Below are 14779 nucleotides of genomic sequence, written 5' to 3' on the forward strand. Positions count from 1 at the left end.
AGGGTCAGGCCGGCACGAGCATCCGCCGCGCGCCCTGGCCCAGCGTGTCCAGCACGTCGTAACAAGCCCCCATGGTGTGGTAGTCCACCTTGCCAGCGGGGCTCTTTTCGTCGCTGATCTTGGTGTTGTCGGCGCGCAGGATGCGCCACCAGGCGCCGTGTTGGTGGTCCACGAAATGCTGCCAGGCGTAGGCCCATAGGCGGTCGTAGTCGGCCCAGTAGCGCGCCTCGCCGGTGGCCTGGGCCAGGCGCGCCGCCGTGGCCAGCGACTCGGCCTGGACCCAGAAATACTTGTCGCTGTCGCACACGCTGCCGTCGGGCGCAAAGCCGTAGAACAGGCCTCCGTGTTGCGCGTCCCACGACTTCGCCATCGCGGTGTCGAAAAACAACCGGGCGCGCGGCAGGTGGTCGGCGCGTGGGCGGCGCTGATCGAGCAGCAGCAACAGCTTGGCCCATTCGGTCAGGTGGCCGGGCTGGAAGCCCCAGGGGCGGAAGATGTTGCTCTTGTCGTCCTTGTTGTAGTCCCAGTCGACCGACCAGTCGGCACGGTAGTGCTCCCACACCAGGCCATCGGCCAACGCCGCCTGGCGGATGCAGATGTGGTCGGCCAGCCGCTCGGCGCGGACCAGGTAGCGGGTCTCGCCGGTGGCGTCGAAGGCGGCGAGCAGCGCCTCGCACAGGTGCATGTTGGCGTTCTGGCCGCGGTAGCCGCTGAGCACTCCGTCGGGGCCGATCTCGTCGGCGTAGAGGCCGTGGTTGGGCTCCCAGAAGCGCCGCTCCAGCAGCTCGAAGGTCTCGGCGATGCCGGCGTGTGCCTCGGGCAGCCCGGCCATGAAGGCGTGGGCGTGCGCCAGCAGGACGAAGGCCAGGCCGTAGGCGTGCTGGGTGCCGTCGAGCACGGTCTTTTTCCCGTCGCGCCAGTCCAGCAGCCAGGTGTAGCTGCCGGTGGCCGGGTCGCGGTGCACGCGGCGCAGGAAGTCGAAGGCGTGGGACAGTGCCTGGCGGTGCGAGGCATCGGCGCCCGAGCGCACGGCCATGGCGTAGGTGTAGACGAATCGGGTGCTGCTGACCAGGTGGCGGGTGTGGCGGTCGTAGACCTCGCCGTCGTCGCGGAAGAAATGGAACAGACCGCCGCTGGGGTCGATGGCCCGCGGGTGGTAGAAGGCCATGCTGTCGCGGACGTGGGCGCGCAGGAAATCGGGTGAGCGGAAGTCGGGCAGGGGTTGTGCCGGGATCATGGTGGCGGGTCCTTGGAGTGGTCGGGGGTCAGAAGCTGGCTGAACAATCGGTGTTCACAGTCCGGGTCGCTGCAACTGTCGCAGACCCAGCGCCCCCGGCCCTGGCGCAGCACCGGGTCGTCGGCCACCAGGGGGCGGCCCAGGCGGGTTGCGATCGCCTGCAGCGCCTGCCGCAGGCGCGCCTCGCCCTGGCCATACACCGTCTGGAATGCCACGCTGGCGGTGCGCAGCTCGCGGCGCAGCAGCGTGTCGGTGGCTTCGCGCACGGCCGGGCTGTCGCGGAACAGGCCGTCGGGCACCCAGGGCAGGTCCAGCCCCATCAGCAACGTGAGGTCGTAGCGCTGCTGCGCGGCCCGGGCCTCGGGGTACAGCGAGGTGTCCTGGAAATAGAGTTCGCTGTAGGCGGCGATCACGAGCGCCGAGGTGTCGGCGATCACCAGTTCCACACCGTCCTGGCGCGCGGCCTCCTCGATGCAGCGGCTCTGCTCGGCGGCGCGCGCGGCCTGCTCTTCGGCGCGGGGTGCGCGGCCCATGCCCTCGCACCAGAGCCGCAGCTGCTCGGGCACCAGCGCCGTGCGGATCTGGAGCTGTTGGTTGAGGTGTTGGTGCAGCGCCCGCGCCAGGGTGGTCTTGCCGGAGGATTCGCCGCCCAGCAGCGTGATCGTGAGGGCCACGGGCGGTGTCAGCGCAAGGCGGGGGGAGACGGTCAAGTGCTGGGCGGGCCGGCTGGCACGCGCTCAGCGCTTGCTCTGCGCGATCTGGACGAAGATCTCGTTGGGCTTGACCATGCCCAGGTCCTGCCGGGCGAGTTCCTCGACCATGTCCAGACCTTCCTGCAAATCGCTCACCTCGCTGGCCAGCCGGTCGTTGCGCTGCTGGGCCTCGTGGTTGCGGTATTCCTGCTCGGTCAGCTGCAGTTTCATGCTCGCCACCTTTGGCACACTGCCCCGCCCGAACCACAGCTGGGCGTGCAGCACCAGCAGCAGTCCGATCAGCAGGGCAGGGATGAAGCGGTTGGCCATGGCGCGAGTTTAGTGAGCGCCCAGGGCGGCAGGCGCCAGAGGCTTCACTTCAAGTTGTAAAAAGCCGCGCGGCCCGGGTACACGGCCACTTCGCCCAGATCTTCCTCGATGCGCAGCAGCTGGTTGTACTTGGCCATGCGGTCCGAGCGCGACAGCGAGCCGGTCTTGATCTGGCCGGCGTTGGTGCCCACGGCGATGTCGGCGATGGTGCTGTCTTCGGTTTCGCCCGAGCGGTGGCTGATGACGGCGGTGTAGCCGGCGCGCTTGGCCATCTCGATGGCGGCGAAGGTTTCGGTCAGGGTGCCGATCTGGTTGATCTTGATCAGGATCGAGTTGGCGATGCCCTTGTCGATGCCTTCTTTCAGGATCTTGGTGTTGGTGACGTACAGGTCGTCGCCCACCAGCTGGACCTGCTTGCCCAGACGCTCGGTCAGGTGCTTCCAGCCGTCCCAGTCGCCTTCGGCCATGGCGTCTTCGATGCTGATGATGGGGTACTTGTCCACCCAGGTGGCCAGCATGTTGGTCCACTCCTCGGCGGACAGCACCAGGCCTTCGGCGCCCAGGTGGTACTTGCCGTCCTTGTAGAACTCGCTGGCGGCGCAGTCCAGGCCCAGGGCGATCTGCTCGCCGGCGGTGTAGCCCGCGTTGCCGATGGCTTCCAGAATCATCTGGATCGCCGCTTCGTGGTTGGCCACGTTGGGCGCGAAGCCGCCTTCGTCGCCCACGGCGATGCTCATGCCCTTGTCGTGGATGATCTTCTTGAGCGCGTGGAACACCTCGGCACCCCAGCGCAGGGCTTCGCGAAAGCTCGGCGCGCCCACGGGGATGATCATCAGCTCCTGCAGGTCCAGGTTGTTGTTGGCGTGCGCGCCACCATTGACCACGTTCATCATCGGCACTGGCATCTGCACCGCGCTCATGCCGCCGAAGTAGCGGTAGAGCGGCAGGCCGGCTTCTTCGGCGGCGGCGCGCGCCACGGCCATGGACACGGCGAGCATGGCGTTGGCGCCCAGGCGGCTCTTGTTCTCGGTGCCGTCCAGGTCGATCAGGGTCTTGTCCAGAAAGGCCTGCTCGGAGGCGTCCAGGCCCAGCACGGCTTCGCTGATCTCGGTGTTGATGTGCTCGACGGCCTTGAGCACGCCCTTGCCGAGGTAACGGCTCTTGTCGCCGTCGCGCAGCTCGATGGCTTCGCGGCTGCCCGTGGAGGCGCCCGAGGGCACGGCCGCGCGGCCCATCACGCCGCTTTCCAGCAGCACGTCGCATTCGACGGTGGGGTTGCCGCGGCTGTCGAGAATTTCGCGGCCGACGATGTCAACGATTGCGCTCATGGTTTCCTTTCGATGTGGATATTCAGATGACGGGGGCGCTCACGCCCTCCACCAGGACGAGGTTGAAAAATTCGGTGGCACCGGCCCGCTTGGCGCGCGCTTGCCGGTACATCTCGCTGTCGTAGAAGGCTTTGGCCTGCTCGTAGCTGGGAAAGCGCAGCATGGCGATGCGCGCCGGCTGCCAATCGCCTTCCAGGACTTCGAAGCGGCCGCCCCGGACCAGGTATTCCCCACCGGCCGCAGCGACCGCGGCGGGGGCCGCCGCCATGTACTGCTGGTACTGCTCCATGTTGGAGATCTGCATGTTGACGATGATGTAGGCGGCTGTCATGGGGTCTCGCGGTTGCAGGTGCTGCCATTGAAGCTTGAAACAGCTCAGTTGAAATGGTTTTCCAGGAACGGTGTCTTTTTGGTGACGGCATCGAGCGCCACCAGGGTCTCCAGCAGCGCCTTCATGTGTTTCAGCGGCACGGCGTTCGGGCCGTCCGACCAGGCCTCGGCGGGCTTGGGGTGGGTTTCCATGAACAGGCCGGCGACACCCGCCGCCACACCCGCTCGCGCCAGCACCGGCACCATCTCGCTGGCACCGCCGCTGGCGCCACCCAGGCCGCCCGGCTTCTGCACCGAGTGGGTCACGTCGAACACCACCGGCGCGCCGGACTTGCGCATCTCGGCCAGGCTGGTCATGTCGGCCACGAGGTTGTTGTAGCCAAAGCTCACGCCGCGTTCGCAGGCCAGGAAGCGGTCTTCGGACAGGCCCACTTCCTTGGCAGCAGCGCGTGCCTTGTCGATGACGTTCTTCATGTCCCAGGGCGCGAGGAACTGGCCCTTCTTGATGTTCACCGGCTTGCCCGACTGGGCCACGGCGCGGATGAAATCGGTCTGGCGGCAGAGGAAGGCCGGGGTCTGCAGCACGTCCACCACGCTGGCGACCTCGGCCACCTGGGACGCCTCGTGCACGTCGGTGAGCACGGGCAGGCCGAGCTGGCGGCGCACCTCGTCCAGGATCTTCAGACCCGCGTCCAGGCCCAGCCCGCGCTGGGTGGTGCCGGAGGACCGGTTGGCCTTGTCGAACGAGCCCTTGTAGATCAGGGGAATGCCCAGCGCGGTGCAGGCCTCCTTGAGCTGGCCGGCCACGTCGAGGGACATCTGCAGGCCCTCGATCGAGCAGGTACCGGCGATCAGGAAGAAGCGCTGGTCCAGACCGGCATCGAATCCGCAGAGTTTCATGGAGCGTCCGATCAGGCCACGGCCTTGAGCTTCTGGCGACCGTGCTGTTCCACGGCCGCCTTGATGAAGGCGTTGAACAGCGGGTGACCGGCCCAGGGCGTGGACTTGAACTCGGGGTGGAACTGCACGCCGATGAACCAGGGGTGCACGGCCTTGGGCAGCTCGACGATTTCGGTCAACTGCTCGCGCTGGGTCAGCGCCGAGATCACCAGACCGGCCTGGCGCAGCTGGTCGAGGTAGTTGACGTTCGCTTCGTAGCGGTGGCGGTGGCGCTCGGTCACCACGTCGCCGTAGATGCTGTGGGCGAGGGTGCCGGCCTGCACGTCGGAACTCTGCGCACCCAGGCGCATGGTGCCGCCCAGGTCGGAGCTGGCGCTGCGCGTCTGGATGCTGCCGTCGGCGTCTTTCCATTCGGTGATCAGCGCGATCACCGGGTGCTTTGTTGCCGGGTCGAACTCGGTGCTGTTGGCGCCTTCGAGGCCCGCCACGTGGCGCGCGTATTCGATGGTCGCGACCTGCATGCCCAGGCAGATGCCCAGGTAAGGCACCTTGTGCTCGCGGGCAAAGCGGGCGGTGTTGATCTTGCCCTCCACACCACGCAGGCCAAAGCCGCCGGGCACGAGAATCGCGTCGTACTGCGCGAGCTTGTCCGCGGCATCGGCGCCTTCCATGGTCTCGGAATCCACGTGGTCGATCTTCACGCGCACGTGGTTGCGCATGCCGGCGTGGCGCAGGGCCTCGTTGACCGACTTGTAGCTGTCCGACAGGTCGACGTACTTGCCGACCATGGCGATCTTGACTTCACCCTGCGGGTGCTCGGTTTCGTGCACCAGTTCGTCCCAGCGCTTGAGGCTGGTGGGCGGCGTGTTCAGGCGCAGCTTGTCGCAGATCAGGCCGTCCAGGCCCTGCTCGTGCAGCATGCGCGGCACCTTGTAGATGGTGTCCACGTCCCACATGGAGATCACGCCCCATTCGGGCACGTTGGTGAACAGCGAAATCTTGGCGCGTTCTTCTTCGGGGATGCGGCGGTCGGCGCGGCACAGCAGGGCGTCGGCCTGGATGCCGATCTCGCGCAGCTTCTGCACCGTGTGTTGCGTGGGCTTGGTCTTGAGTTCACCGGCCGCGGCGATCCAGGGCAGGTAGGTCAGGTGCACGAAGGCCGAGTTGTTCGGGCCCATGCGCAGGCTCATCTGGCGCACCGCTTCGAGGAAGGGCAGGGACTCGATGTCGCCCACCGTGCCGCCGATTTCCACGATGGCCACGTCCACGGGGTCGGGCGTGAACGATTTCGGATCAACGCCCTGCGGGGCCACAAGGCCGGCGCCGCGCTTGATGAATTCCTGGATTTCGTTGGTGACGTGCGGGATCACCTGCACGGTCTTGCCGAGGTAGTCCCCGCGGCGTTCTTTTTCCAGCACCGACTGGTAGATCTTGCCGGTGGTGAAGTTGTTGGTCTTCTTCATGCGCGTTTCGATGAAACGCTCGTAGTGACCCAGGTCCAGATCGGTTTCGGCGCCGTCGTCGGTGACGAAGACCTCGCCGTGCTGGAAGGGCGACATGGTGCCCGGGTCCACGTTGATGTACGGGTCGAGCTTGATGAGGGTGACTTTGAGGCCGCGCGATTCAAGAATCGCAGCCAGTGACGCAGAAGCAATGCCCTTGCCTAAGGAGGACACCACACCGCCGGTGACGAACACAAATTTGGTCATGTCTCGGGCGAGCCGTTCGCTCGCAGGAGGTGGAAATGGGGATTATAAAGGCCACCCCCTGGCACCGGGTCGGTCCGGACCCGACGCCCTGGAACCGGTCGCGGGCGGGTTCAGTTGTTGCCGCGCACGCGCAGCAGGAAGTTGCGCTCGAGCTTGCCGCTGCCGCCCACCACCTGGGCCGTGACCGTGATCAGGAAGTCCTCGTCGGTCGCCCCGGTGTTGTCGTAACACTCGGGATAGCCCTTGCAGGTCTGGGTGATCAGGCCCGTGGTGGTGTCCAGTTGCAGGTTCTTGGCCATCTCGGCCACCGCTTCGGCCGAAGCACTGATGGCGTCGATCTTCATCGCATAGTTCAGGCTCGTGCCCGCGGGCACGCTGGCCGAGGTGTCGATGGCCCAGAGCGAATGGGTCTTGGTGCTGGGGTTGTAGGCCGGATTCTTCAGGCCGAAATCGGCCTCGGTGCCCTGGTAGAAGGTGCCGTTGGGTTTGAGCTTGTCGAGCGGGAAGAAGCCATCGCTGTCGGCGAACCAGAGGTTGTTCAAGGCGCCGCCGGTGGGCACGGTGTCGTTGTCGGGGGTGTCCGATCCGCCGCCACAGGCGACCAGCGCGCCCAGCAAGGCGCCCACGATGACGCCCTTGGCCAGGGTGCGTGATTTGAATGGGATGTTCATGGGTGTTTGAGGCTGCGGGAAGTGGGCTGTGGCGGCATTATGTCCGCTGGGAGCCCCCCGCGCGCGCCATTGACCATACGGGGGCCGCCCATGGGTCACGCCCCTCACGCCGTCGTCGCGGTTGAACTGCTACATTGCGCGCATGAACGACCTAGCCGGAAAACACATCGTCCTCGGCCTCTCGGGCGGCATTGCCTGCTACAAGGCGGCCGAGCTCTGTCGCTCGCTCATCAAGGAGGGGGCCACCGTGCAGGTCGTGATGACCGAAGCGGCCGCGCAGTTCATCACCCCGGTGACGATGCAGGCGCTGTCGGGCCGGCCGGTGTTCAGCTCGCAGTGGGATGCGCGCGCCTCGGGCGGTGTGGACAACAACATGCCGCACATCAACCTCAGCCGCGAGGCCGATGCGATCCTGGTGGCGCCGGCCAGTGCCGACTTCATGGCCAAACTGCTGCACGGCCGCGCCGACGAACTGCTCAGCCTGATGTGTCTGGCCCGTCCGCGCGACCAGGTGCCGCTGATCCTGGCGCCCGCCATGAACCGCGAAATGTGGTCCCACCCCGCCACGCAGCGCAACGTGACCCAGTTGCGCGCCGACGGCACGACCGTGCTCGACGTGGGCGTGGGCGACCAGGCCTGCGGCGAGACCGGAGACGGTCGCATGCTGGAGCCCGACGAGTTGTTGTACGAGCTGGTGCGGTTCTTCTCCCCCAAGCCCCTGGCGGGCCAGCAGGTGCTGGTGAGCGCCGGGCCCACGTTCGAGGCCATCGACCCGGTGCGCGGCCTGACCAACCTCTCCAGCGGCAAGATGGGTTTCGCCATCGCGCGCGCCGCCCACGAGGCGGGCGCCCAGGTGACGCTGGTGGCCGGGCCGGTGGGCCTGCCCACGCCGCGCGGCGTGGGGCGCATCAACGTGAAGTCGGCGCTGAACATGCAGAAGACGCTCAACGTGCTGAGCCAGAGCGCCAGCGTGTTCGTCTCGGCCGCCGCGGTGGCGGACTGGCGGCCGGTGCAGGCGGCCGAACAGAAGATCAAGAAAGACGGCTCGGGCGAGGTGCCCACGTTGTCGTTCGTGGAAAACCCCGACATCCTGGCCGGCATCGCGGCCAGTGCCCGCGCCCAGAACGGCGCGCTGTACTGCGTGGGCTTCGCGGCGGAAAGCCAGGACCTGCTGGCCCAGGCGCAGAGCAAACGCGTGCGCAAGGGCGTGCCCCTGCTGGTGGGCAACATCGGCCCCGACACCTTTGGCCAGGACGACAACGCCCTGCTGCTGGTCGACGAAAAGGGCGTGACCGAGCTGCCCCGAGCCGACAAACTGGTGCTGGCGCGCCAGCTGGTGGCGGAAATCGCCCGCCGCCTGCCCGAACACAAAGCTGCTTGACGGGCGCAGGGGCCACCCCCTCTTGCGGGTGGCTGCCGCGGGTTCTATGATTCAAAAATAAGCAATTGCTTATTTTGTGAACAACACCCCGCAGGAGACACCCCATGAACCCCGATTTTTCCGCGACACCGCGAAACCGCCGCCAGTGGCTGCGCATGGCCACCGGCCTGGGGCTGGGGGCGGCCGGGCTGGCGCTGGTGCCTGAAGCGCGGTTGTTCGCCCAGCAACTGCAAGAATTCATCGAAGGCCCGCCGGTGCCCGACGTGGCGCCCGAGCAGCTCTCGCCCCATGTGTGGATGGTGTACGCCAAGGACGGTTTTCCGAACCAGGCGAACCAGGGCCTGATGGCCAGCGTCATCTTCGTGGTCACGCGCAAAGGGGTGGTGGTGCTCGACACCGGCGCCTCGCTGCAGATCGGCCAGATGGCGATCCGCATGATCAAGACCGTGACGCCGCTGCCGGTGATCGCGGTCTTCAACAGCCACTACCATGGCGACCACTGGCTGGGCAACCACGCCTTTGCCGAGGCCTTTGGCCAAGACCTGCCGATCCATGCGCTGGCCCACACCCGCGACCAGATCGCCGGCCACGAGGGCAGCCTCTGGCGCAGCCTGATGGAGCGCTGGACCAACCAGGCCACCCTGGGCACGAAAGTGGTGGCACCCAACCGGGTGGTGGAAGGCGGCCAGGTGTTCGACTACGGCGACGTGCAGATCAAGCTGCACCATTACGGCCGCGCCCACACCCCGTCCGACCTGTGCTGCGAGATCGTGCAGGACCGGCTCACCTACGTGGGCGACATCGCGATGGCGAACCGCATCGCCAACATTGACGACGGCTCCTACCCCGGCACTTTCAAGTACTACGACGCGCTGAAGAAGGCCGCCGGCGAGCAGCTCTGGGTGCCCGGCCACGGGCGTGGCAGCAAGGACCTGCTCGACACCTACGGCAGCTTCATGAAAGGCATCTGGGAGCCCTGCGTGCAGGCGGTGAAAGAGGGCGTTGCGCTGGACGGCGCGAAAGACCGCGTGCTCAAAGACCCCCGCGTCGCCAGCCGCGCCAAAACCATGGACGGCTTCGACAGCAACATCGGCAAGTACACCAGCCTGGCCTACCTGGAAGCGGAGAAAGAGGCTTTTTGAGTTTTCGACCTGTCGCATGGGCGACAGTCCTTGTTCGCCCGGGTGGGCGAATGACCCCAATTCGGGCATGGAAACCCTGGTTTTCAGCGGGGACGACGGGTCCTGGCGGGTCTGGTGGTGCGGTGAATGCGGCGCTTGGCCAGCGCAAAAGCAAAGATCAGGCCATGAAAACAGGCGTTCGAAACCGGAGCCCACAGCAGGGCCCGGTGATCGCTGGCGGTTCAAACTGTCGGCGCCTGCGACAGTTTGTCGGTGGCCGTTCGAGGCGGTGGTGTTGCCGATCTTTTGCACCCCGGTTCATAGGTAATTGCGCTCACCGTGTTGTCACGTTCCTCGTGGAAACTCTCACCAGCTCTGCCGTGTAGCAGGCGCCCACGATGAAGGGGCTGGAAGGCCCTCAGGAGAGAAAAACCATGGACATGAGCCGGAGGCACTTCTTCCGGGTCAGTGGAGCGGGGTTGGTTGGTTCCAGCCTCGTCGCGTTGGGCTTTTCGCCCACGGCCGCGCTGGCCGAAACGCGCAGCTTCAAACTGGCCCGAACCACCGAGACCCGCAGCACCTGCCCGTACTGCTCGGTCAGTTGCGGCATCGTGATGTACACCCTGGGTGACAAGGCCAAGAACGTCAAGGCCACGATCATCCACGTCGAGGGCGACCCGGACAACCCGGTCAACCGCGGCACCTTGTGCCCCAAGGGCGCCGGCGTCATGGACATGATCCAGTCGCCCGACCGCGTCAAATACCCGCAGGTGCGCGAGGCCGGCAGCAGCGAGTGGAAGCGCCTGTCGTGGGAAGACGCACTGAACCGTGTGGCCACGCACATGAAGGCCGACCGCGACGCCAACCTGGTGAAGACGGTCGAGAAAGAAGGCAAGCAGATCACGGTCAACCGCTGGAACACCACCGGTTTCCTGATCTCGTCGGCTTCTTCCAATGAATCGGGTTACCTGAGCGTGAAGATCGCCCGGGGCTTGGGGATCGTCGCACTCGACACACAAGCACGTATCTGACATGCGCCGACGGTGTCCAGTCTGGGCCCGACTTTCGGTCGCGGATCGATGACGAATTCTTGGACCGATATCAAGAATGCCGATCTCGTTCTCGTCATGGGTGGCAATGCCGCCGAAGCACATCCGTGCGGATTCAAGTGGGTGGTCGAAGCCATGCAGCAACGCAAGGCCAAGCTCATCGTCGTGGACCCGCGTTTCACACGAACGGCTGCGGTGGCGGATTACTACGCCCCCATCCGCGTGGGCACCGACATCGCCTTCCTCGGCGGCGTCATCAACCACCTGTTGTCCAACAACAAGATCCACCTCGACTACGTCAAGCTCAACACGGATGCAACCTTCCTGACCAAGCCCGATTTCAAGTTTGACAACGGTTTCTTCAGCGGCTACGACGAGGCCAAGCGTTCGTACAACAAGGCCAGTTGGGGCTACCAGATGGGCGAGGACGGCTTCGTCAAGGTGGACGACACGTTGCAGGATCCGCTGTGCGTGTTCCAGCAGATGAAAGCCCACTACGCGCGCTACACCCCCGAGCTGGTCAGCCAGATCACCGGCACACCCAAGGACCAGTTCATCCGGGTGGCCGAGATGCTGGCGACGACGGCGGCGACCGACAAGGTGATGACGATCTGCTACGCCCTGGGCTGGACCCAGCACACGGTGGGTTCGCAGAACATCCGCACCATGGCCCTGATCCAGCTGCTGCTGGGCAACATGGGCCGGCCGGGTGGCGGCATCAACGCGCTGCGGGGCCATGCCAACGTGCAAGGCATCACCGACATGTGCGCCTACTCCGAGGTGTTGTCGGGCTACCAGAGCGCGCCGACCGAGGCCGACGTGGACCGCGCGACCTACCTGGCCGCGCGCACCGGCAAGCCGATGCGCCCGAACCAGATGGCGTTCACGCAGAACTTCGCCAAGTGGAACACCAGCCTGATGAAGGCCTACTACGGCAACGCGGCCACGGCAGAGAACGACTTCGCCTACGACTGGGTTCCGAAGCGCGACACGGGCTACGACATCCTCGCGATCTTCGAGCGCATGCACCAGGGCAAGATGAACGGCTTCATCTGTCAGGGCTTCAACCCCCTGGCGGCGGTGCCGAACAAGAAGAAGCTCTCGGCCGCGCTGTCCAAGCTGAAGTACCTGGTGGTGATGGACCCGCTGGAAACGGAAACCGGCGAGTTCTGGAAAAACTACGGGCCGCTCAACGACGTGAAGCCCGAAGAGATCCAGACCGAGGTGTTCCGCTTCCCCACCAGCTGTTTCGCCGAAGAGACCGGCAGCTTCACCAACTCCAGCCGGGTGATCGCCTGGAAGGAGAAGGCGGTGGACCCGCCGGGCGAGGCCAAGACCGACTCGGAGATCATGTCGCGCCTGTTCATGAAACTGCGCGCCATGTATGCCAAGGACGGTGGCACGCTGCCCGAGCCGGTGGCGGGGCTGGCCTGGCCCTACCTCAACGCCAACGCGCCGTCGCCCGCCGAGGTGCTGCGTGAAATCAGCGGCAAGGCGCTGGCCGACCTGATGTCGCCACCCGACCCGAAGAACCCGACGGCCCCGCCGACGGTGCTGGTCAAGGCCGGCGAGCAGGTGCCGGGCTTTGCGGTGCTGCGCGACGACGGGACCACCAGCTGTGGCAACTGGATCTACGCCGGCTGCTGGAGCCAGGCGGGCAACCTCACCGCGCGCCGCGACAACAGCGACCCGACCGGCCTGGGCGTGTTCGCCAACTGGGGTTATGCCTGGCCGGCCAACCGGCGCATCCTCTACAACCGCGCCAGTGCCGATGCGAGCGGCAAGCCCTGGGACCCGAGCCGCAAGTACCTGGCCTGGAACGGGACCTCGTGGGCCGGAGGGGCGGACGTGCCCGACATGCGGCCCGACGCCGCGCCGGAGCAGGGTGTGGGCGCTTTCATCATGAACCCCGAGGGTGTGGCGCGCCTGCACGCGGTGGGCATGAGCGAAGGCCCCTTCCCCGAGCACTACGAACCCTTCGAGACGCCGGTGGGCGTGAACCTGATGTGTCCCACCAACCCCAAGGCCGTGAGCAACCCGGCGGCGCGGGTCTACAAGGGCGACATGGAGGCTTTCGGCAAGAAGGAGGAGTTTCCGTACGCGGCCACCACCTACCGCCTGACCGAGCACTTCCACTACTGGACCAAGCACGCGCGCAGCAACGCCATCACCCAGCCCGCGCCCTTCGTCGAAATCGGCGAAGAGCTGGCCAAGGAGAAGGGCATTCAACAGGGCGACACGGTCAAGGTGCGCAGCAACCGGGGCGAGGTCGTGGCCAAGTGCGTGGTCACCAAGCGCATCAAGGGGCTCGATGTGAATGGCCAGAAGGTCCACCACGTGGGCATTCCCATCCACTGGGGCTTCAAGGGTGTGGCCCAGAACGGCTACCTCGCCAACGCACTGACACCGTTTGTGGGCGATGCGAATTCGCAGACACCGGAGTTCAAGGCGTTCCTGGTCAACATTGAGAAGGTGGGCTGATCATGGGCATGCAATCGCTCGACGTGGTGGCGCGCTCCGCCACCACAACCCCCACGCCGCAGGTGCGCACCGCGGCGCCGCAGGTCGCCAAGCTCATCGACGAGTCCAAGTGCATCGGCTGCAAGGCCTGCCAGGTGGCTTGCATGAACTGGAACGACCTGCGCGACGACATCGGTGACAACACCGGTGTGTACGACAACCCGAGGGACCTCACGGCGTCTTCCTGGACGGTGATGAAGTTCTTCGAGGTCGAGCCGGAAAACGGCAGCCTGGAGTGGCTGATCCGCAAGGACGGCTGCATGCACTGCGAGGACCCGGGCTGTCTCAAGGCCTGTCCTTCGCCGGGCGCCATCGTCAAGTACGCCAACGGCATCGTGGACTTCCATTCCGAGCACTGCATCGGCTGTGGCTACTGCGTCAAGGGTTGCCCGTTCGATGTGCCGCGCATCAGCCAGAAGGACAACAAGGCCTACAAGTGCACCTTGTGTTCGGACCGCGTGGGCGTGGGCCTGGAGCCGGCCTGTGTGAAGACCTGCCCGACGGGCGCCATCGGTTTCGGCACCAAGGACGACATGGTCGCCTACGGTGAGAAGCGCGCCGGTGAACTCAAGGAGCGGGGCTTCCAGAACGCCGGGCTCTACAACCCGCAGGGTGTGGGCGGCACGCACGTCATGTACGTGCTCAAGCACGCCGACCGGCCCGAGCTGGAAGACCTGCCGCGCGACCCGAGCATCAGCCCGATGGTGGCGCTCTGGAAGGGCGTGGCCAAGCCGCTGGCGGTGGCGGGAATGATCGGCGCCGTGGTCGCCGGCTTCTTCCACTACATGAAGGTCGGCCCCGTGGAAGAAAAGTCCGATGAGAAGGAGGATGCGTGATGGCCATAAAAATGCTTCAGCGCTACCAGGACCGTGAACGCATGAACCACTGGTTCATGGCGCTCATGTTCGTGCTCGCCGGGCTCTCGGGCCTGGCCTTCTTCCACCCGGCATTTTTCTTCTTCACCAACCTGTTTGGTGGCGGTCAGTGGACGCGCATCCTGCACCCTTTCATGGGGGTGCTCATGGTGCTGAGCTTCCTCGGGCTGTTCTTCAAACTCTGGCGCGACAACCTCGTCAACGACGCCGACCGCGAGTGGAAGAAACACGCCGGACGCATGCTCAAGGGCGACAAGGCGGGCATGCCGCCGGTGGGCAAGTACAACTACGGGCAAAAGATGGTCTTCTGGGCCATGGCGCTGAGCCTGGTGTTGCTGCTGGCGACCGGGCTGATGTTCTGGCGTCCGTGGTTTGCGCCGTTCTTCCCGATCCCGGTGCTGCGCATCGCGGTACTGGTGCACTCGGTCTCGGCCGTGGTGCTGATCGCCGCGACCATCGTGCACGTGTACGCGGCCATCTGGGTCAAGGGCACGGTGCGGGCCATGACGCGGGGCACGGTCAGCGAAAGCTGGGCCAAGCTCAACCACCCGTTGTGGCATGAAGAAATGACCAAAGGCCGCTGAGCCTGGGGACAACCCTCCTGGGCGGCCGGTGGCGCCCAGGTCTTTTTTTTGG

The 14779-nt window shown here is 65.8% G+C and carries 13 protein-coding genes; 5 read left to right on the forward strand and 8 right to left on the reverse strand.

Annotation, left to right across the window (positions count from 1 at the left end; genetic code table 11):
* Positions 1-4: 4 nt before the first annotated feature.
* The 8 genes from AC07YZ_RS07420 to AC07YZ_RS07455 form a co-directional block, all read right to left on the reverse strand.
* A complete protein-coding gene (locus AC07YZ_RS07420; RefSeq protein WP_494794289.1) occupies positions 5-1237 on the reverse strand; it encodes an AGE family epimerase/isomerase in 1233 nt (410 codons plus the stop codon).
* Positions 1234-1911 (reverse strand): AAA family ATPase, encoded by a 678-nt coding sequence (locus AC07YZ_RS07425; protein WP_494794290.1) that lies wholly within the window; start codon positions 1909-1911, stop codon positions 1234-1236. The genes AC07YZ_RS07420 and AC07YZ_RS07425 overlap by 4 nt, the downstream gene beginning before the upstream one ends.
* 63 nt (positions 1912-1974) lie before the next feature.
* Positions 1975-2259 carry an FtsB family cell division protein gene (locus AC07YZ_RS07430; protein WP_226493802.1) on the reverse strand — a complete coding sequence of 95 codons (285 nt, stop codon included), beginning with the start codon at positions 2257-2259 and terminating at the stop codon, positions 1975-1977.
* A 44-nt stretch (positions 2260-2303) separates the two neighbouring features.
* Entirely contained in the window at positions 2304-3587 is a 1284-nt protein-coding gene (gene eno, locus AC07YZ_RS07435) for a phosphopyruvate hydratase (protein ID WP_226493801.1), read from the reverse strand.
* 22 nt (positions 3588-3609) lie between these two features.
* On the reverse strand, positions 3610-3918 hold the full coding sequence (locus AC07YZ_RS07440; RefSeq protein WP_226493800.1) for a DUF1330 domain-containing protein: 309 nt from the start codon (positions 3916-3918) through the stop codon (positions 3610-3612).
* A 44-nt stretch (positions 3919-3962) separates the two neighbouring features.
* Entirely contained in the window at positions 3963-4817 is an 855-nt protein-coding gene (kdsA, locus tag AC07YZ_RS07445) for a 3-deoxy-8-phosphooctulonate synthase (RefSeq protein WP_494794291.1), read from the reverse strand.
* Between the two features lie 11 nt (positions 4818-4828).
* Positions 4829-6526: a CTP synthase gene (pyrG, locus tag AC07YZ_RS07450; RefSeq protein ID WP_494794292.1), complete on the reverse strand. Its 1698-nt coding sequence runs from the start codon at positions 6524-6526 to the stop codon at positions 4829-4831.
* A gap of 110 nt (positions 6527-6636) precedes the next feature.
* A complete protein-coding gene (locus AC07YZ_RS07455; RefSeq protein WP_494794293.1) occupies positions 6637-7197 on the reverse strand; it encodes a hypothetical protein in 561 nt (186 codons plus the stop codon).
* 142 nt (positions 7198-7339) lie between these two features.
* Between AC07YZ_RS07455 and coaBC the strand changes: the two genes are divergently transcribed.
* From coaBC to AC07YZ_RS07480, 5 genes are all read left to right on the forward strand, one after another.
* Positions 7340-8578, forward strand: coding sequence for a bifunctional phosphopantothenoylcysteine decarboxylase/phosphopantothenate--cysteine ligase CoaBC (gene coaBC, locus AC07YZ_RS07460; RefSeq protein ID WP_494794294.1), 1239 nt, complete (start codon positions 7340-7342; stop codon positions 8576-8578).
* Between the two features lie 104 nt (positions 8579-8682).
* Complete coding sequence (locus AC07YZ_RS07465; protein ID WP_494794295.1) at positions 8683-9720, forward strand: MBL fold metallo-hydrolase; 1038 nt, start codon at positions 8683-8685, stop codon at positions 9718-9720.
* A gap of 413 nt (positions 9721-10133) precedes the next feature.
* Positions 10134-13229, forward strand: a complete 3096-nt coding sequence (gene fdnG, locus AC07YZ_RS07470; protein ID WP_226493794.1) for a formate dehydrogenase-N subunit alpha — start codon at positions 10134-10136, stop codon at positions 13227-13229.
* A 2-nt stretch (positions 13230-13231) separates the two neighbouring features.
* Positions 13232-14104, forward strand: a complete 873-nt coding sequence (fdxH, locus tag AC07YZ_RS07475; RefSeq protein WP_494794296.1) for a formate dehydrogenase subunit beta — start codon at positions 13232-13234, stop codon at positions 14102-14104.
* Positions 14104-14727: a formate dehydrogenase subunit gamma gene (locus AC07YZ_RS07480; RefSeq protein WP_494794297.1), complete on the forward strand. Its 624-nt coding sequence runs from the start codon at positions 14104-14106 to the stop codon at positions 14725-14727. The genes fdxH and AC07YZ_RS07480 overlap by 1 nt, the downstream gene beginning before the upstream one ends.
* The last annotated feature ends 52 nt before the right edge of the window (positions 14728-14779 follow it).

The sequence above is a fragment of the Hydrogenophaga sp. GW101-3F08 genome, from assembly GCF_059424585.1.